Raw genomic sequence first — 20,272 nt, forward strand, 5'->3', positions numbered from 1 at the left:
CTAGGTACTAACAGTAGTATATAATCATTAAAAGTAGAATGCAACAAAAATTTTTGTTGACTCCCTTTAATCGAGCTTCTCTCCTTGGAACACACCTGTCCCATCAAGATACGTACGCAAGGCAGCGTACTGATCATTGTGCCAAAATGCTTCTGAATCTACTAGTATCGCCGCATCTTGCCTTGCTGTTTCTAACGCTCGATAATCGTGTACCATGTCAGCAACCTTAAATTCTGGTAAGCCACTTTGCTTACTCCCAAAGAAATCTCCAGGACCTCGTAATTCTAAATCTTTTTCTGACAATACAAATCCATCATTTGTTTCAGTCATTATGCGCATTCTTTCTTTTCCTGTTTCTGATTTAGGGTCTGCTATTAATAAACAATATGATTGTTCACTACCACGCCCGACACGCCCTCTAAGCTGATGAAGCTGCGATAAACCGAAACGTTCTGCATCATAAATAACCATCACAGTCGCATTCGGTACGTTCACACCCACCTCAACAACTGTTGTCGATACAAGAATTTGCACTTTATTTTCACTAAACTGGCCCATTATCTCTTCTTTTTCCTGAGACGATAATCTCCCATGCATCAATCCAACTTGGCATTTCCCTTGGTAATGATGCGTCAGCATACTATGTAAGTCGATAGCATTTTGCACATCAAGTTTCTCAGATTCTTCAATTAGAGGACAAATAACGTATGCCTGTCTTCCTTTTTTTATTTCCTTCTCAACAAAACCGAGGACGCGATCTAACATATCATGTTTTGCCCAGTATGTTTCAATCACCTTTCTACCTGCTGGCATCTCATCGATTATCGAAACATCCATCTCTCCAAATGCAGTAATTGCAAGCGTACGCGGAATTGGTGTCGCTGTCATAAATAATACATCTGGACTTTCACCTTTCTCCCGTAAAACTCGGCGCTGCGCTACACCAAATCGATGCTGTTCATCTGTAATAACGAGACCCAACCTATGAAATATAACTTCATCTTGAATTAAAGCGTGCGTTCCAACAAGAATATCTATTTCTCCTTGTTCTAACTTCGCTAAAATTTCTCGGCGTCTTGCACCTTTAACAGAACTTGTTAGCAGTTCCACCTTCATACCAAAATGCGAAAACGTTTCAGCAAGCGACTGATAATGTTGCTCAGCTAAAATTTCTGTAGGAACCATTAAAGCACCTTGATAATGAGCTAATTTCGATGCATAAAGGCCAATCGCAGCAACAACTGTTTTCCCAGAACCAACGTCACCTTGTAATAGTCGGTTCATCCGATAAGGAGATGTCATATCTTTTAAAATTTCATCTACAACTCGGCGCTGCGCACCAGTTAACGGGAACGGCAATGCATCGATAAATTCTTGTAATTCTACTGACGGAATCTCTTTCTTCGTCCCTTTTGAATTTTCCCTCTCCATTTTCCTCAGTGTTTGCATTTTCAGCTGAAATAAGAAAAATTCCTCATATACAAAACGGCGACGCGCTTGCTTTAAATCCTCCTGTCCTACCGGAAAATGCAAAGCCTTAAGTGCTTCATATCTTGGTAATAATTTATACCGGCCTAACAAACCATCCGGTAACACTTCGACTATAGAATCTCCATATTCCTTTAACGCTTGAGCAATAAAACGACGCATCTGTTTTACTGTAAGTTTCCCCTTTACTGAGTAAACAGGCTCCACTTCTTGTTGACGTACAACTGGCCCAAAATGAAGTTCTGATACAGCAATTGTTTGACGATGTTGATCCCATTTACCAGTAATCGTTACCGTTTCATCTAACGTTAATTTTTGCTTATAGTAAGGCCTATTAAAACATACCGCCGTAATTAAATAACGACCGACGAGAACACGAACTGTTAGACGCGATTTCTTCTTACCATAATATTGCAGCAAAGGAGCACTATGAACCTTCCCTTCAACCGTTACACGTTCATCATGCTTTACTTCAGCAAGATCTTTCATCGCATAATCTTCATAACGGTACGGAAAATGTTCTAATAGATGAGAAACTGTATAAATCCCCATCTCATGTAGTAACTCAGATGTTTCTCCTCCGATCCCCTTTACATCCGTAACAGGAACTTGTACAACATCATTCAAGATTCTCACACCCCGTCACATTATTTTCTTTATTGCATTTTATTTGAGTACCAATTAGCATCTGTAATCGCTCTCTTTCACCTTATATATTCTATCATAGGCATTCTAAGAGAAACTACTCAAATCCCTTATATAAAACAAGTAAAAAAGAGCCTCACTATTAGCAGCAAGGCTCTTTCTCTCTTCAATATGCTAGCCTTTTGAATAAAAACTAGTAATAAACTTCATATTACTACTTCTTATCCATTAGCAAGTAAGTAATCCATTTATTTTCAAAACGAATCTTATCTTATTCTACAGAGAAGATGAAAGAATACACTGGTTGGTTTCCAGCATGCACTTCTACTTCTGCATCTTCAAATTTCTCTTCTACAAATTCAACTAACTCCGCTACTTCTTCGTCAGTTGCATCTTCACCTTGTAGAATCGTTACGATTTCAGAATCTTCATCAATAAGCGCTTCTAGTAATTGCTTCGCAGCTCCTACTTTTTCAGCATTTGTAGATACAATTTTTCCATCTGCAATACACATGAAGTCATCTTTTTGAATTGCTACACCATCAATTTCCGTATCACGTACAGCATACGTAATTTGACCTGTTTTCACATGAGATAAAGCTTCTTGCATGTTTTCTTCATTCTCTTCTAACGTTCCAACTGGGTTAAATGCTAACATTGCTGCCATACCTTGAGGAACTGTTTTCGAACGAACAACAATAACTTCTTGATCTACAACTGATGCCGCTTGTTCTGCTGCCATTACAATATTTCCGTTATTCGGTAAAATAATGATTTTTTCAGCATTCGCTTCTTCAATTGCCTTCACGATATCCTCCGTACTTGGATTCATCGTTTGACCACCTTCGATAACTTTCGTTGCGCCGATGCTCTCAAATAAAGTTTTAATACCAGACCCCATTGCCACAGTTACGATACCATATGGTTGTTTTTCTTTCGATTGAGCTGGTTGTTCAGGAACCATAGCAGGTTCATCTAATAAAGCAGTATGCTGTTCACGCATATTTTCTACTTTAATCTTAATTAAACTACCGTATTTTTGCCCGTAGTTCATAGCGTCTCCAGGATGTTCTGCGTGGATATGAACTTTTACAATTTCATCATCAGACACAACTAGTAGAGAATCACCATATACACTAATATCTTCACGGAATTTTTGTTCAGAGAAATTATGCTCTTTCACCTTTTCAGCCTCTAATTTCACCATGAACTCCGTACAATATCCATACTTAATATCTTCTGTACTCAATTGGCTTTGTACACTACGGTGATGTTCTGCGCGTACCATCTCATTCATAGATGTTTGCGTCGGTGCATCAGAAGAAATCGTTTCTCCTTTTAAGTCAGCTAAAAATCCTTCGTATACTACTACAAGACCTTTACCACCGCTATCTACAACGCCAACTTGTTTTAATACAGGTAATAAATCTGGCGTACGATTTAACGATGCGTTTGCTTCTTTCACAACGTCTTCCATAAACAAAACAAAGTCGCGCTGTTTTTTCGCAACTGTTACTGCATATTTACCCGTTTCTCTTGCAACCGTTAAAATCGTTCCTTCAATCGGTTTCATAACCGCTTTATAAGCCGCCTCTACTCCAGCTTCTAGTGCTGCAGCAAAATCAACTGTTGTTAATTCTTCTTTTTGTTCAATGGATTTAGAGAAACCACGGAACAACTGAGATAGAATAACTCCAGAGTTACCACGAGCTCCCATTAATAATCCTTTGGCTAAACTTACGCCGACTTTACCAGCATGCTGTGAAGGATTTGCTTTCACTTCACGCGCACCTGAAGTCATAGATAAGTTCATGTTTGTACCGGTATCGCCATCTGGAACTGGAAATACGTTTAATGCATCAACAAGCTGAACATTATTTGTTAAATTATTCGCTCCTTGCATGATCATTTGTGATAAACGTTTTCCATCAATTTTTTGAATTGACACAGATTTTCCTCCTTAATGCACATTACAAGTTTATTACTTTAACTCCTTGTACGTAGATGTTTACAGAATCTACTGCTAGTCCTACAGTTTGATCTAATGTATATTTCACTTTCGTCTGCACATTATGTGCCACTTCTGAAATTTTCGTACCATAGCTCACAATAATATACATATCAATATGTACTTCATCTTCATCTTTACGAACAATAACACCTCTAGTGAAGTTTTCTTTTCGTAAAATGTCTGTTAATCCATCTTTTAACTGATTTTTTGATGCCATACCTACGATACCGTAGCAATCTACCGCGGCACCTCCAGCAATTGTTGCAATTACATCTGTACTAATATCAATTTGACCGTACTTCGTTTTAATTTCAATTGACATCTCGTTTCCCCCTTCATAAATGGTGAAAGTGAGCTAGACTACTTTAGTTACTATCATATAATCTTTTTAAAGAAAATTCCATCGTTCTTTCTTTTCACTCTCATATTTTATGTTTTAAATTACACTTTTTTATGATGAGCAAAATAGTCCATTGTTATTATACAACATGTACCACTATAATATGTCAAGCAATTTTTATGGATTTTAACTTTTCTTCATTGACATATAGTGTCAAGTAAATTTTCTTGATTTCTTTTTTCTACGGTGTTGCATTCTCTTTTTAGTTGTGTTAAATTATAGTAGTGTTTTTAGCATCGCATAAAAGACTAACATTGAAAAATTACGTATGGTAAGGTATCAAGGGAGGGAAATATAAATGGCTCGTGTTTGTGCTATTACTGGAAGAAAAGCTCGTTCTGGTAACTCTCGTTCTCACGCAATGAACGCTACAAAACGTAAGTGGGGCGCTAACCTTCAAAAAGTTCGCGTACGCATCGACGGAAAAGTTCAACGTGTTTACGTTTCTGCTAGAGCATTAAAATCTGGCAAAATCGAACGTGTTTAATAATAAAAAAAAGAGCCGATAGGCTCTTTTTTTACTATAACAATGGAAAAAGCACCGGTGATAGGTGCTTTTTTTAATCTTTTTTGAAGGTATTTAACATTGCACGAACAATTCCACCAAGAAATTTAGGTAACTTAATTGTATAAAATCTCATGGTTTCCCTCCTAATCCCCATTACTCCACTTGGTCACTATATGATGTAAGGAGCAAAATTGTTTCTTCAATCAGTGCTTCTTATCAACATTAATATGCCAGAAGTAAATGAAAAAGTACCTTTTTCCTCAACGAGTTCGTTACTAATACAAAGTGTTGATCCCCACTCTATTGTTTTATTAGTAAGAGGGTACTTAAAACCAAACAATGTAATCCCTTCCACTATTTCAGTAACTGGTACAAAAGATACATAAGGAAAATTTTTATTTTCTTCAATTATATGTGTACCCACTTTTTTAACTGTTATTTCATTTTTATTGTCCACAATACACATTTCTATCTCTACTTCTAACCCTTTTAAAAGCATTTGTATATTTGCCAAACCGTGATCAAGTCTTCCACCGGTAGCACCAAAAATACGAATTAGTGCCGGCTTCTGTCCTAATGCCCAGTTGATTGCAATTTCTAAATCCGTTTGATCTTTTTCCCGCGGAACAATATGTAATTCGTTCGTTTGCTGTCCCATCCATACTAATTCTTCTTCAGTAACTGAATCGTAATCTCCAAACGCAACAGCCGGGGTAATCCCTTTCTTTAATAGACGGTATACTCCCCTATCAACCGCAGCCCACACTACTTCCTCATTCTCATATCGAGCAAAATCTGCGCAATATTCCGAAGGTCCTCCTGCTAAAATATGAATAATCATTTTTTCTTCCCCTTCCATTGTAAAAAGGCAATCTGCCATTCGGTAGATTGCCTTTTTACATATTTTTACCCTATCCTATGAATACCTTACTAGGATAAAAGTTCATCACTACCCACGAATTACGCGAATTGCTTCACCGCGGTCTTTTTGATTGTATACTGCTGATCCAGCTACAAGTACATTTGCTCCTGCTTCCACACAAAGTCTTGCTGTTTCAGCATTTACACCACCATCAACTTCAATTTCTACTTCTAGATTGCGCTCTTTCACCATGTCTGCAACTTGTTTAATTTTCGGTAATACAGAATGGATAAACTTCTGTCCACCAAATCCAGGGTTTACTGTCATAAGTAGTACCATATCTATATCTTCTAATACATGCTCAATCACTGAAACTGGCGTATGTGGATTTAATACAACGCCCGCTTTAATACCGTGAGATTTAATTAACTGAATTGTACGATGCAGATGTGGACACGCCTCTACGTGAACAGTAATAATATCCGCTCCCGCTTGTGCGAAAGTCGGGATATAGTTATCAGGATTTTCAATCATTAAATGTACATCTAATGGTAATGATGTAATTGGACGGATAGCTTCTACAATTAATGGTCCAATCGTAATATTTGGTACGAAGTGTCCATCCATTACGTCAACGTGAATGTAATCCGCTCCGCCCTTTTCTACATCTTTAATCTCTTCCCCTAATTTTGAAAAATCTGCTGATAAAATCGATGGTGCAATTTTAATCATAACTAATACCTCGGCTTTCTCTCTCTAATTTCTTCTACGAATTGTTTATAGTTCTTATAGCGATATTCTGTAATCTTCCCTTCTTCAACCGCAGCTTTCACAGCACATTTCGGTTCAGAAAGATGTGTACACCCTCTAAATTTACAGTATTGGCTCGCTTCTTTCAACTCTGGAAAACAATATGTAAGATCTTCTACTTCTATATCAATGAAATCTAGTGAACTAAAACCCGGTGTATCTGCTACTAGTCCACTCCCAATTGCAATTAATTCTACGTGTCTTGTCGTATGCTTCCCGCGTCCTAAATGGGAGGATATATCATTTGTTTTCAGCTCTAATTCTGGACGTAGCACATTAAGCATTGAAGATTTCCCAACACCAGATTGACCCGCAACGACAGAAACACAATTTTCTAAGTATGGTTTTAATATATCAATACTTTCTGACGTATTAATAGAAGTAAATAAAACATCATAACCCATCTCACGATAATCATTCGCATATGCTTCAACAGTTGCTTTCATCTTTTCATCTACTAAATCCATCTTGCTAATACAAATAATTGGCTTAATGTTATGATATTCAATCAGCACTAAAAATCGATCTAACAGTCCAGGATTAAAATCTGGTTCTACTGCAGAGAACACAAGGATCGCTTGATCGACATTAGCAATAGGAGGTCTAACAAGTTCATTTTTTCGATCAAACACTTCAAGCACATAACCTTCAGTTGGATTATCTGCCTGAAAAACAACTTGGTCTCCTACAAGTGGTGTAATTTTATTTTTTCTAAATACACCTCGCCCACGACATTGCGTAACCCCTTCTTCATGCTGCACGTAATAAAACCCACTTAAAGCTTTTATAATTTTTCCTTCTGGCATAGAATTCTCCTTTTTTTGTATAAGGTGATGCTGAATTTAAAAATGAATGGATTTAAATTTTCCAAATAACGATTTCAAAACCTACCATATATACTTTCGCTAATATACATTAAATTTCCCATTAAATGCAAAAAAATAATTACAGCTGCATCACTTTACTAGCTTTTTGAATCATATATTTTTGCCTGCTATACCGTCCACTTTGTAGACAGCATAACAGGCAATAATAATAAGTAGACTTTCACTATTATTGAGTTGGATATGGTACTTCTTTATCAATAATCGTTACTCCATCTCGTACAATTTTATAGTGTCCCTTTGAACCTTCTTGAATTACAAATTCTAAAGAAATAGTCGCTGATTCAGTAATTGTTCTCGTTTCAACCGGTCTATCCATTTTTTGCTGCATGTCTTCTTTATAAATTTCTATTGTTTGCGGCTTTTTTTCACCTGTTACAGCAGGCTCATATGGGATAGAGATATTGTCCACTTTTACCGTTTTAGTCACTTTAGGCTTTTGACCATCAGAGATAATAATAGTTACTTTATCTCCCTCTTTTAATGGTGTACCTGGTTTTGGAAATTGCGAAATTACAAGTCCTTTTTCGACTGAATCTGAATACTCTCGTTTTATATCTGACGTTAGTTTTCTCTCATTCAAATAACCAGTTACACTATTTTCAGTCCACCCCGAAAAGTCACCTGGTCTAATTTGATAAGGACCTTTACTTACCCAGATTTTCAGTTCTTGCTCCGCTTCTATAACCATTTGATCAGGCGTCGGAATTTGCTCTACAATTTCACCTTTCGGCTTATCATTTTCAATATAATTTACTGTAACTTGTTTATATTTTTCTTCTAACTCAGCTTTTACACTCTCAAAGTTTTTCCCTGTGAAATTCGCCATCTTACTTTTCTTTTTTCCACCTGATTGATAGATAGTAATTTTAGCGTTTTCTTTTACGACTCTTCCTGCTACAGGTTCCGTTTTTATTACATCCCCAACTTCAATATCATCTGTATATACAATATTAGGCTCCGTCACCTCAAAGCCCTTTTCTACTAACGTATTTACAGCTGTCGTGTATTTCATACCAGCCACATCAGGAACTTTCACATCTTTCGGAATAAATAATCCTGGAATAACCGTAAGCGCTAATGTTATTCCTATTGCTAAAAATAAAAATGTTGAAATTAAAACTTTAAGCCACTTGTTACTCCGTTTTTTCTTCTTATCTAACTCAGCTGCTTCTGCTCTTATCGGTTCTTCCACCTTACTCCCTTTTAAAACAATCGTTTCATCACTTACATTTTCAAATAATTGTTCTTGTTGAATAATCGGAATCGCTTTCGTCGCTTCCATATCTTCTGGTATGTAAAATGGTTGCTCATTTATCCTCTCTGGATATAGCGCAGTTTCAATATCTCGCTTCATCGCATTGGCAGATTGATATCGATGGAAAGGATCTTTTGCAGTTGCCTTTAATATAATATTTTCAACACTTTGCGGAATATTTTCATTCCATCTTTTTGGTGATGGGATTTCACTTTGTAAATGTTTTAAAGCTATAGCAACAGCAGATTCGCCAGAAAACGGTTGTCTTCCTGTTAACAATTCAAACATAACTATTCCAAGAGAATAAATATCCGATTGTTTATTTGCTATCCCGCCACGTGCCTGTTCTGGTGATAAATAATGGACTGAGCCCAGTACTGAATTTGTATGTGTAATTGTTGTTGCACTTGTAGCTGTCGCAATTCCAAAATCTGTTACTTTTATTATTCCATCAGCTCGAATTAAAATATTGTGCGGCTTTATATCACGATGCACAATTTCAAAATGATGGGCGTGTGCCATGGCGGATGTTAACTGCTCCATAATATCAAGAGCTTCTCCTATAGGTAACATACCTCGCTCAATTATGTATTGCTTCAATGTTTGCCCGGGTACATATTCCATGACAAGATAATATATACCATCTTCTTCTCCGACATCATACATATTCACAATATTTGGATGCGACAACGTTGTAACAGACTGCGCTTCTCGATGGAAACGTTTAATAAACTCTTCGTTATTTGAGTAGTCGAGTCTTAATATTTTTACCGCTACATCTCGGCCAAGTATATCATCATGAGCTAAATATACATTGGCCATTCCGCCACCACCAATCATTTTCAGCAGCTTATAACGGTCATTTAAGCGTTTTCCAATCAGCACGTTGCACTTCACCTACTTTCGTTTGTCGAACCCGCATAATCAATAAGAACAAGTGTGATATTATCTTCTCCACCGCGATCATTCGCCAATTGAATGAGACGCTGCCCTTTACCTTCAAGCTGTTCATTTAACTGTAAAATTTGTTGCATATCATCAATAGAAACTTTGTTTGATAACCCATCAGAGCAAAGAAGTAATTGATCATCTTCCTCAAGCACCAACGTTTTAACATCTAATCCAACTTTTTCTTCTGTTCCTAGCGCTCTTAATAACACATTCTTTTTCGGATGATACTCTGCATCTTCCTTTGAAATTTCACCATGTCTCACAAGCTCATTTACAAGCGAATGATCTTCCGTTACAAGCGTCATTTCTCCTTCTGATACCATATAGCAACGACTATCTCCTATATGCCCTATCGTCACAAAACTTGGTGTACAAACAGCTATTATAAGCGTTGTTCCCATACCATTACATTCTACATTTTGCTGAGCGTATTCATATATGCGCTCATTAATAATCCCAACACTAGTATGTAACCATTGTTCTACTTTTTTCGGTTCATTCATATTATGCGTTTGCTTCCAATAATCATGGAATAATTGAATGGCCATCGAGCTAGCTACATCACCAGCTCGATGACCTCCCATTCCATCTGCTACTACCGCTAAAACATTTCCATCTAAATTGTGAAAAACTCCTGCACTATCTTCATTATGTTGACGAACTTTTCCTTTATCCGATAGAAATACGGCTTTCATCTCGTCACCTCGTCTCTTCTTTGCGCTCCTTCGCACGCAACTGACCGCAGGCTGCGTCAATATCATGACCTTGTTCACGGCGAATCGTTACATTCACTCCACGATCTTTTAACGTTTTCTCGAACAAGAAAATTTGCTCACGTGGTGTACGTACATAATCACGTTCAGGTACGTAGTTTACCGGGATTAAGTTTACATGACATTTTACACCTTTTAAGAGCGCAGCAAGCTCTTCAGCGTGCTCAACTTGGTCATTTTCTCCTCCAAATAATCCATATTCAAAAGTAATACGGCGCCCTGTTCTATTTACATAGTATTTAATAGCTTCCATTAAATCCGGTAATTTATAAGCACGGTTAATCGGCATTAACTTTGAACGTAATTCTGAGTTTGGAGCATGCAATGAAATCGCAAAATTAATTTGTAGTTCTTCTTCAGCAAACTTATAAATTTTCGGGATAATTCCACTCGTCGAAACAGTCATATGTCTAGCACCAATATGAAGTCCTTTTTCATGGTTAGTGATGCGTAAGAATCCCATTAAATTATCGTAGTTATCAAATGGTTCTCCAATTCCCATAACAACAAGAGAACTTACACGTTCTTCTGTTTCATCAAGCGCACGCTGAACTTCTACTACTTGCGCTACGATTTCTCCAGCTTCTAGGTTTCGTTTTAGTCCACCAAGTGTCGAAGCACAGAACGTACATCCAATACGACAACCAACTTGCGTTGTTACACAAATGGAATTTCCATATTCATGTCGCATTAATACCGTTTCAATAGAATATCCGTCATATAATTGGAATAAGAATTTAATCGTTCCATCTGAAGACGTTTGTTTTACTAACGTGTTTAAAGTAGTAATATCAAAGGAATTCGACAATTTATCACGCAATCCTTTAGAAAGGTTTGACATATCCTCATAATTTTTTACACGTTTTTTATATAGCCAGTCAAAAATTTGTCCAGCGCGGAACTTCGGTTCTCCTTGTTCCTTTAACCAATCTTGCATTTCATGAAGTTGTAAAGAGTAAATTGATGGTTTCTTCGTTTCTACATTTTTCTTTTGTTTTCTTACAGTTGTTTCCATGATGCTACACCTTCTTCCTTAAACAAGCAATATAAAAGCCATCCGTTGCAAAATAATGCGGTAAAATTTGTAATTGACCTTCATTAATATACGGACTTAATTTTTCTGGCATACGTTCTTTTATCGTAGTATCCCATTCAAATTCAGGATGTTCTTTTAAAAATTTATCTATTACTTGTTCATTTTCTATTTTCTCAATTGTGCACGTACTATAAACAAGACGACCGCCTTGTTTTAATAATGGTGCTATTTTTTCTAGTATCGCAAGTTGAATCGTCGATAATCTTTCACTATCGCCTTTATCTTTTCCTAACTTAATATCAGGCTTACGTCTAATTACACCAAATCCAGAACACGGTGCATCTACCAATATTTTATCAAACGTTTCATTTGCAAAGTGCTCTTGCACTTTTCTAGCATCTAGCGCTTTTGTTTCGACATTTTCTAGACCAAGTCGCTCTGCTTGCTGTTTAATTAAACGTACTTTGTGTGCATGTAAATCAAGGGACATGACCTTACCAGTTCCCTTTAATCGTTCCGCGATATGCGTTGTTTTTCCGCCTGGAGCAGCACAACTATCAAGAACTGCATCTCCCGTATTCGGTTCTAAAGCGCGTGCTACAAGCATAGAACTTTCATCTTGAATAGAAAGAAATCCTTTTTTAAACGCTTCTGTATGCGCTACATTTCCTCTTTCAATCTGAATTGCATCATCTGACAAGTCACCACGTTTTGCTTCTATACCTTCACTTGCCAACAACTCAATCGCTTCTTCTACCGTTACCTTATCAACATTCACACGTGCTGTTGGTACAGGTGGTAACATGTTTACTTCGCACATTTTCTCTGCAGTTTCTAAGCCATATGCAGAAGTCCACTCTTGTACAAGCCAAACTGGATGACTCGTCGCAATTGCAAGACGTTCTACTGGATCCTTGATTTCATCTACAGAAGGTACACCTTCTCTCTGAATCGAACGTAATACACCGTTCACCATACCAGCAATTCCTTTATGCCCGCGACGCTTTGCAATCTCAACCGCTTCATGAATAGCCGCTCTTTCTGGCACTCGGTCTAAATAAATCATTTGATATAAAGATAAGCGAAGCAATACTCTTACCCACGCCTCAACCTTCTTTTTTAAAAAAGGCTGTAAATAATAATCTAATGTGTCACGACGTTGAATCGTTCCATATACAATTTCAGTTAATAAACCAATATCTTTTCTATCAATTGCACTTTTTTCAATTAGATTATTTAAAAGTAAGTTGCTATATGCACCACTTTTTTCCACTTGAATTAAACCATCAAGAGCTAATTCACGAACATTTTGTCTCATGCATTTTCTCCTAACTTCGTTCCAATTTCAGGTTTTGTTCCACGTAAAAATTGTGAACAACTCATACGCTTTTTACCAGAAGGTTGCAATTCAGTAATTTTAACACCTGTTTCATTACTAGTTGCTACAACAAAACCATCTTCTTCGATTGCAACAATCGTACCTGCTTCAGCCGGTTCAGTTACAGGCACTTTTTCTCCCCACCATACTTTAACAACTTGTCCTGCTAAAGTTGTATAAGCAACTGGCCATGGATTCAATCCGCGAATGTGATTGTATACTTCTTCACCTGTTTTTGTCCAATCAATTTTCTCTTGTTCACGTTTTATATTGTAAGCAAACGTTACTTCTTCTTCATTTTGTTTAATCGGTTCTAACTTACCTTGAATTAATAAAGGTACTGTTTTAGATAGAAGGTGTGCTCCAGCTTCACTTAATTTATCAAATAATGAGCCTGTCGTTTCACGCTCTTCAATTTCCACTTCCACTTGCGTTAAGATATCACCAGCATCCAATTTTTCTACCATATACATAATTGTAATACCAGTTTTTTCTTTACCTTCCATAATTGCATAATGAATTGGTGCACCACCACGAAGTTCAGGAAGTAAAGAAGCGTGGACATTAATACATCCATAGTTCGGTGCTTCTAAAATTTCATTTGGTACAATCTGACCAAATGCAGCTGTTACAATTAAATCTGGCTCTAATGCCAATACTTTTTCATATTCATCTTTTTCACGAATTTTTAACGGCTGTAACACAGGGATACCATGTTTTTCCGCTTCAACTTTAACAGGTGTAGGTGTTAATACTTTTTTTCTACCTACTGGACGATCAGGTTGCGTCACAACACCTACTACCTCATAGCCATCTTCAATAAGACGACGAAGCACCGGCACTGAAAAGTCCGGTGTTCCCATAAACACTACTTTTATCATTTAAAAACCGCTCCTTTTAACACCTATTCTAGTTCGTTTTCTTCATAATATCTTGTCACTTTCGATGTAAATAAAACACCGTGTAAATGATCGATTTCATGTTGAATTGCACGCGCTAAAAATCCTTCCGCTTCTAATAAAAATACTTTCCCACGGCGATTTTGCGCTCTTACTTTAATATAATCGGCACGTTCTACTTCACCATAAAGTCCCGGGAAGCTTAAACAGCCTTCGGGACCTACTTGTTCACCACGTTTTTCTAATATTGATGGATTGATTAACTCGATTTTCCCAGTATCATCATCGACATCAACAACCGCTACTTGCAAGCTTACACCTACTTGAGGCGCAGCTAAACCGACTCCGTCCGCAATTAACATTGTTTCATGCATATCTTTCAACAATTTCACTAACTTTTTATCAAAGTTAATTACTCTTTCACATGGTGTTTCTAACACTTCATTTGGATGCTTTATTATTTCTAAAACTGCCATATTTCCCTCCGCTACATTAACATTGTTGGATTAAAATCAATTGAGATTTGTAGCTCTTTTTGCATTTCTGCTTGATAATGTTCATTTACCATTTTGAGCACGTTCTTTAAGTTTGGTTCCCGTTTGTATTTTATCATGCATTGATAACGATATCTATCTTTTATCCTTGGAATTGCTGAAGCAACTGGTCCTAACACCATTGTTTGCTGTGAGCAATGCGTTCGTAAATACGAGGCAATTTTTTCCGTCACTTGCACCGCTTTTAATAATTCTGGATGAGATACGGTTATGAGTACAACATAGTAATATGGGGGATATTGTCTTGTTCGCCTCATTTGCATTTCTTGGTCAAAAAACACATCATATTGTTGGTTCTTTGCTAACTCTATACTGTAATGTTCTGGCGTATACGTTTGAATCACAACTTCCCCTGGCAATTCATGTCTACCCGCTCGTCCACTTACTTGCGTCAATAACTGATATGTCTTTTCACTTGCCCGAAAATCAGGTAAGTGAAGCATCGTATCTGCAGTTAAAACCCCAACAAGAGTTACTTTCGGAAAATCTAATCCTTTAGCAATCATTTGTGTTCCAAGTAATATATCTGCTTTTTCTTCCCCAAATGCCTTTAATAATTTTTCATGCATTCCTTTTCGACTTGTCGTATCTACATCCATTCGAATGACTCGCGCCTCTGGAAATAGTTTTGTAATTTCTTCTTCTACCTTTTGTGTACCTGTACCAAAGAAACGAATGTATGTACTTTGACAAGCAGGACACTCAGTTGGCATATTTTCTTCATAACTACAATAATGACATTTTAAACGATGATTCATTTTATGATATGTCAATGAAATATCACAATGCGGACATTGTACAACATACCCACAATCACGGCACATAACAAATGTAGAATGACCTCTTCTATTTAAAAATAGTACCATCTGTTCTTTCTTTTCTAATCGATCTGCTATTTTTTCATGCAGCGCCTTAGAAAACATTGATCTATTCCCGTCACGAAGTTCTTCTCGCATGTCAACAATCTCTACCGTTGGTAAAGCTTGTTCATTCATACGTTTTTCCATTGTTAGTAGTTCATAAACACCTTTTTTCGCCCTTGCAAACGATTCAAGTGTTGGTGTCGCACTACCAAGAACGATAGGACATTTATGATATTGCCCTCTCCAGATAGCTACATCTCTTGCATGATACCTCGGATTATCTTCTTGTTTGTAACTTGATTCATGCTCTTCATCAATAATAATAATCCCTAAATTCTCAAAAGGCGCAAAAACGGCTGAACGCGCACCAACTACAACTTTCACTTCTTTTCTTAAAATCTTACGCCACTCGTCATACTTTTCTCCAACAGACAACGCACTATGAAGAACTGCAACTTGTGAGCCAAACCTACCTTTAAAACGATCCACCATTTGGGGCGTTAGTGCAATTTCAGGAACAAGAACGATAGCTTCTTTTCCTTTCTCGAGCACTGCTGCTATAGATTGTAAATATACTTCTGTCTTTCCACTTCCTGTAACACCATATAGTAAAAATGGATTATAAGTTTCATTTGTAATTGATGATAAAATCGGTGTAATAACTTGTTTTTGTTCCTCCGTAAGTGGAAATGGTTTCGTTTGTTCAAAATCATCATCGTCATACGGATTTCGGTATACTTCCACATAATTTTCTGAAATGAAGCCCTTTTTAACAAGTGCTTTTATTGGAGCATCTGTTATTTGTAACTCTTCTGTAATTATTTTCAACGGTACACTTTTATAATTTTCCACAAAATAATAAAGTACATCTTGTTGTTTTTTACTTTTCAGTTCAAATGCCGCTAATTCCAATTTATCTTCTGGCAACTCCGGCTGAACAACTCTTTGCTTCTTCTTTTGTACTTTATCTTTCACTTGATAAACGACTTCAACCGTACCATTTTTAATTTCTTGTTGAATAGTCCGGTATAAATGTGGCTGCTGCTCGATTACTTCAAAATCAATTGCTTCTTTATCCTGAAATAAATATAGTATTTCAGATGCTATTTCTTCCTGCTTACAAATTTGTAGACGTTTTTTATACGTTGCTTTTATCGCAGTTGGAAGCATCACTTGAAAAGCTGAAATCATGTAGCATAACGTTTCACTTGTAAGCCAATATCCAAGCTTTAATAATTCATCATTTAAAACCGGTGTTACATCTAATATTTCATGGATTGTCTTTAACTTCTTACTTTCTACATCCACCGAATCTTTAATCCCAATAATAAAACCTTGTAATTTCCTTGGCCCAAACGGAACTACTACACGCATTCCTGTCTGTACAATATCTTCCCATTTTTCAGGGATAATGTAATCAAATGGTCGATCTGTCTGACGGGCAGGTACATCAACAATTACACTTGCAAATTTCATAAACGATCATCTTCTAACATCATTTCAATTTGCTTTAATATTTCACGAGCTACCTCTTTTTTCAGTAAAAGTGGTAACTCAATAACTTTTCCATCTTTTCTATACATTGTTACAATATTCGTATCCGTGCCAAATCCAGCTCCTTGCGCTTTTACATCATTCGCGACAATCATATCTGCATTTTTCTCACGTAGTTTTTTCGTTGCATATTCCTCTACATTTGTCGTTTCAGCAGCAAAACCGATAAGTAACTGTTTATCCTTTTTCTGACCTAACGTTTTTAAAATATCCACCGTTCTTTCGAGTTCAATGACAGCATCACCATTTTGCTTTTTCATTTTATTATCATGAACATATTTCGGACGATAATCTGCAACTGCTGCTGTTTTAATGACAACGTCTACGTTTTGATAATGTTGAAGAACTGCTTCTAACATATCTTGTGCAGATTCCACTTGCACTGTCGTTACATGTAACGGTGGATTTAATGCTGTCGGTCCTGAAACGAGTATAACATCAGCGCCTAAATTCGCCGCCACTTCTGCAATCGCATACCCCATTTTTCCAGAAGAAAAATTCGTCATAAAACGAACTGGATCAACTTTTTCACGTGTTGGGCCAGCAGTTATTAATATTCTTTTTCCCTGCAATGGTTTGTGTTCTGAGAAAGCTTCCTCTAACCGTGCAATAATCGCTTCAGGTTCTTCTAGTCGTCCCTTCGCTACATATCCACATGCTAAAAAGCCTTCCCCAGGCTCAATAAATGTATATCCTAGCGTTTTCAATGTCATCATATTTTTTTGAACAATTTTATTTTCATACATATGCACATTCATAGCAGGCGCAATCCATACCGGGGCTGTAGTAGCTAACAGAGTAGTTGTAATCATATCATCTGCAATACCACCAGCTAACTTTCCAATACAATTGGCAGTAGCAGGTGCGACAAGTACAACATCCGCCCAATCTGCTAAATCAATATGAGCAATAACAGCCGAGTCTTTCTCATCAAACGTATCCGTATATACATCATGGCGAGAAAGCGCTTGGAATGTAAGAGGCGTAACAAACTTCATTGCCGACTCACTCATCATTACTTTTACAATCGCGCCAGATTGTGTCAATTTACTCGTTAACGCAGCTGCTTTAAAAACCGCAATGCCTCCTGTTACACATAGAAGTATCTTTTTCCCTTTTAGCATATGACTCGTCCTCTTTCTTTTTCAAACTTATAATACTGAAATAGAATTCCCAGCTCGTCAGTACCAATATTTCATTCCTTTCGTAAAAAAATAACAACCTACTTGTAAATAGGTTGTTACCGTTACATAGAAAATTATAAAGTCTATGTTTTATTTTGTCGAAGGCAAAGGCTTATTCAGCTACTTTATCTTCACTTGGTACGTAGCTTAATGCTTCTGCATCGATTTCTTCTAATGCTTTACCTACACATTTATGAGAAACAGGTTGCTCTACAACACAGTTATTAGCAAGTTGCATTTCACGTGCGCGTTTTGCAGCCACTGTTACTAATGTGTACTTAGAATCGATTTTTTGTAGTAATGAGTCAATTGATGGATTTAACATAATTATAGACCCTCCGTCATTTCTTTATAATATTTTGCTACCCTTTCGCGGCGGCAATGTTCGCCAACCACAATTGCTTTAATTCTATCACAAGCTAATTCAACTTGATCGTTTTCTACTACATAGTCGTAAGCGTCCATCATCTCGATTTCTTCTTTCGCTACAGTTAAACGATTTTCAATAACATCTTCAGTCTCTGTACCACGTCCGACAATACGGCTCTTTAGTTCAGATAAACTTGGAGGTGCTAAGAAAATAAATACACCTTCTGGGAAAGCTTTCTTAACTTGAATTGCTCCTTGCACTTCAATTTCTAAGAATACATCTTTTCCTTCTTGTAATGTTTTTTCAACATAGTCAATTGGTGTTCCGTAATAATTACCTACGAACTCAGCCCACTCAAGTAATCTTTCATTACGAATCATTTCCTCAAATTCTTCTCTTTCTTTAAAAAAATAATCCACACCATCTACTTCACCTTCACGCGGCTTACGTGTCGTTACTGAAATAGAGTACTGAAAACGTGTATCCTCATGGCTAAACAGCTCTTTACGAACCGTTCCTTTTCCAACCCCAGAAGGCCCTGAAAGAACGATGAGCAATCCTCTTCTACTTCTCATAAATATGTAAAACCTACCCTTCCTCACTTAAATCTTCTTTATTATTCAAACGATGTGCAATCGTCTCTGGTTGAATTGGACTTAATACAACATGCCCATCATCCATAACAATAACCGCCCTTGTTTTTCTCCCATACGTAGCATCAAGCAAAGCATTATGTTCGCGTGCTTCTTGTACTGTTCGTTTAATAGGAGCTGACTCCGGACTTACAATAGCAATAATTCGATGAGCAGATACAATATTTCCGTATCCAATATTTAAAAACCGCATGGCCATAGTTTGCGCCTCCTAGTAAGTCTATCCGATTTCTCCACCACGTATAACTTTATATATTTTTTGAAAGCTACTCAATATTTTGTACTTGTTCACGAATTTTTTCAAGGTTATTTTTCATTTCTACAACATATTTTGAAATTGTTAAGTCATTTGCCTTAGAACCAATCGTATTAATTTCTCTATGCATCTCTTGCACGATGAAATCCATTTTCCTTCCAACAGGCTCTTCAATCTGCAATGTTTCACGAAATTGCTCTAAATGACTTTGCAAACGAACTAACTCTTCATGAATATCACAACGCTCTGCAAAGATTGCGACTTCTGTTAGCAATCTTTGTTCATCTAACTCTTGATTATGTAATTCTTTTAAGCGATTTTCTAATCGTTCACGATATTTTTGTGTAACAATTGGTGCATGTGGAATAATTGCATTTACACAATTGCTAATCTCTTGTAAACGATACGCTATATCTTTATGTAATCGTTCTCCTTCGTCATCTCTCATCGTTTTCAACATATGAGCAGCTTGACGAACAGCCTCATATAAACTGTTCTCAAAATGTTCATTTACATTTTCTATTTCTTCAATTGCTGTTACTTCTGGCATTGCCATTAATTGCTCGAGTGTAATAGAATCTTGTAATTGAAACTTTCCTTTTATATCTTCCATCATCGATTGGTACTGCTCAAGAAGTGACCAATTCACACTTAATTTTCTTTCAACAAGTCCTTCACCTGCTATACTAATAGACACTTCAATGCGTCCACGTCGAACTTGCTGTGCAATTATTTTACGAATTTTGTCCTCAAATACCATCATTTGCTTAGGAAGTCGAATACTCATCTCTAAAAAACGGTGGTTCACCGATTTCATTTCTACTGTAATTTGAAAAGTATCACTTTCTACTTTCGATCTTCCAAACCCTGTCATACTAGAAATCATTTTTATCACATCCAAGCCATAAAATAACTCAATGAAAAAGGTAATAGAG

At 36.8% G+C, this 20,272-nt stretch carries 20 protein-coding genes; 1 reads left to right on the top strand and 19 read right to left on the bottom strand.

Going from position 1 to position 20,272, the window contains the following annotated elements:
- Positions 1–66: 66 nt before the first annotated feature.
- The 3 genes from recG to BUA87_RS19900 form a co-directional block, all read right to left on the bottom strand.
- Positions 67–2,115: an ATP-dependent DNA helicase RecG gene (gene recG, locus BUA87_RS19890; RefSeq protein ID WP_001000823.1), complete on the bottom strand. Its 2,049-nt coding sequence runs from the start codon at positions 2,113–2,115 to the stop codon at positions 67–69.
- Positions 2,116–2,404: 289 nt separating this feature from the next.
- Complete coding sequence (locus BUA87_RS19895; RefSeq protein WP_000027131.1) at positions 2,405–4,081, bottom strand: DAK2 domain-containing protein; 1,677 nt, start codon at positions 4,079–4,081, stop codon at positions 2,405–2,407.
- 22 nt (positions 4,082–4,103) lie between these two features.
- Positions 4,104–4,466 (bottom strand): Asp23/Gls24 family envelope stress response protein, encoded by a 363-nt coding sequence (locus BUA87_RS19900; RefSeq protein WP_000021109.1) that lies wholly within the window; start codon positions 4,464–4,466, stop codon positions 4,104–4,106.
- 376 nt (positions 4,467–4,842) lie between these two features.
- Between BUA87_RS19900 and rpmB the strand changes: the two genes are divergently transcribed.
- Positions 4,843–5,031 (top strand): 50S ribosomal protein L28, encoded by a 189-nt coding sequence (gene rpmB / locus BUA87_RS19905; protein WP_000124776.1) that lies wholly within the window; start codon positions 4,843–4,845, stop codon positions 5,029–5,031.
- 73 nt (positions 5,032–5,104) lie between these two features.
- On the opposite strand, the gene spoVM is transcribed toward rpmB, so the two are convergent.
- The 16 genes from spoVM to BUA87_RS19985 form a co-directional block, all read right to left on the bottom strand.
- Positions 5,105–5,185 (bottom strand): stage V sporulation protein SpoVM, encoded by an 81-nt coding sequence (gene spoVM / locus BUA87_RS19910; protein WP_001213599.1) that lies wholly within the window; start codon positions 5,183–5,185, stop codon positions 5,105–5,107.
- Positions 5,186–5,251: 66 nt separating this feature from the next.
- A complete protein-coding gene (locus BUA87_RS19915) occupies positions 5,252–5,932 on the bottom strand; it encodes a thiamine diphosphokinase (RefSeq protein ID WP_000752665.1) in 681 nt (226 codons plus the stop codon).
- 69 nt (positions 5,933–6,001) lie between these two features.
- Entirely contained in the window at positions 6,002–6,646 is a 645-nt protein-coding gene (gene rpe, locus BUA87_RS19920) for a ribulose-phosphate 3-epimerase (protein WP_000589974.1), read from the bottom strand.
- A gap of 2 nt (positions 6,647–6,648) precedes the next feature.
- On the bottom strand, positions 6,649–7,530 hold the full coding sequence (gene rsgA, locus BUA87_RS19925; protein WP_001113932.1) for a ribosome small subunit-dependent GTPase A: 882 nt from the start codon (positions 7,528–7,530) through the stop codon (positions 6,649–6,651).
- A 247-nt stretch (positions 7,531–7,777) separates the two neighbouring features.
- Positions 7,778–9,751: a Stk1 family PASTA domain-containing Ser/Thr kinase gene (gene pknB / locus BUA87_RS19930; RefSeq protein ID WP_000904744.1), complete on the bottom strand. Its 1,974-nt coding sequence runs from the start codon at positions 9,749–9,751 to the stop codon at positions 7,778–7,780.
- An 8-nt stretch (positions 9,752–9,759) separates the two neighbouring features.
- Complete coding sequence (locus BUA87_RS19935) at positions 9,760–10,512, bottom strand: Stp1/IreP family PP2C-type Ser/Thr phosphatase (protein WP_000648708.1); 753 nt, start codon at positions 10,510–10,512, stop codon at positions 9,760–9,762.
- Positions 10,513–10,516: 4 nt separating this feature from the next.
- Positions 10,517–11,605 carry a dual-specificity RNA methyltransferase RlmN gene (gene rlmN / locus BUA87_RS19940; protein WP_000450550.1) on the bottom strand — a complete coding sequence of 363 codons (1,089 nt, stop codon included), beginning with the start codon at positions 11,603–11,605 and terminating at the stop codon, positions 10,517–10,519.
- 4 nt (positions 11,606–11,609) lie between these two features.
- On the bottom strand, positions 11,610–12,944 hold the full coding sequence (rsmB, locus tag BUA87_RS19945) for a 16S rRNA (cytosine(967)-C(5))-methyltransferase RsmB (protein ID WP_072940527.1): 1,335 nt from the start codon (positions 12,942–12,944) through the stop codon (positions 11,610–11,612).
- Positions 12,941–13,885, bottom strand: coding sequence for a methionyl-tRNA formyltransferase (gene fmt, locus BUA87_RS19950; RefSeq protein ID WP_000598809.1), 945 nt, complete (start codon positions 13,883–13,885; stop codon positions 12,941–12,943). Before fmt ends, rsmB begins: the two co-directional genes overlap by 4 nt.
- A gap of 23 nt (positions 13,886–13,908) precedes the next feature.
- Positions 13,909–14,379 carry a peptide deformylase gene (gene def, locus BUA87_RS19955; protein ID WP_000279455.1) on the bottom strand — a complete coding sequence of 157 codons (471 nt, stop codon included), beginning with the start codon at positions 14,377–14,379 and terminating at the stop codon, positions 13,909–13,911.
- A gap of 11 nt (positions 14,380–14,390) precedes the next feature.
- Positions 14,391–16,796 carry a primosomal protein N' gene (priA, locus tag BUA87_RS19960; protein ID WP_000666697.1) on the bottom strand — a complete coding sequence of 802 codons (2,406 nt, stop codon included), beginning with the start codon at positions 16,794–16,796 and terminating at the stop codon, positions 14,391–14,393.
- A complete protein-coding gene (coaBC, locus tag BUA87_RS19965; protein WP_000911748.1) occupies positions 16,793–17,998 on the bottom strand; it encodes a bifunctional phosphopantothenoylcysteine decarboxylase/phosphopantothenate--cysteine ligase CoaBC in 1,206 nt (401 codons plus the stop codon). Before coaBC ends, priA begins: the two co-directional genes overlap by 4 nt.
- A 172-nt stretch (positions 17,999–18,170) precedes the next feature.
- On the bottom strand, positions 18,171–18,383 hold the full coding sequence (gene rpoZ / locus BUA87_RS19970; protein WP_000933961.1) for a DNA-directed RNA polymerase subunit omega: 213 nt from the start codon (positions 18,381–18,383) through the stop codon (positions 18,171–18,173).
- Positions 18,384–18,385: 2 nt separating this feature from the next.
- Positions 18,386–19,003 (bottom strand): guanylate kinase, encoded by a 618-nt coding sequence (gene gmk / locus BUA87_RS19975; RefSeq protein ID WP_001257742.1) that lies wholly within the window; start codon positions 19,001–19,003, stop codon positions 18,386–18,388.
- A 13-nt stretch (positions 19,004–19,016) separates the two neighbouring features.
- Complete coding sequence (locus tag BUA87_RS19980; RefSeq protein ID WP_001251456.1) at positions 19,017–19,280, bottom strand: extracellular matrix/biofilm regulator RemA; 264 nt, start codon at positions 19,278–19,280, stop codon at positions 19,017–19,019.
- A 67-nt stretch (positions 19,281–19,347) separates the two neighbouring features.
- Positions 19,348–20,223 (bottom strand): YicC/YloC family endoribonuclease, encoded by an 876-nt coding sequence (locus BUA87_RS19985; RefSeq protein ID WP_000625865.1) that lies wholly within the window; start codon positions 20,221–20,223, stop codon positions 19,348–19,350.
- Positions 20,224–20,272: the final 49 nt, after the last annotated feature.

It is taken from the genome of Bacillus sp. bc15 (assembly GCF_900142585.1).
GTDB classification, from domain to species: Bacteria; Bacillota; Bacilli; order Bacillales; family Bacillaceae_G; genus Bacillus_A; species Bacillus_A cereus.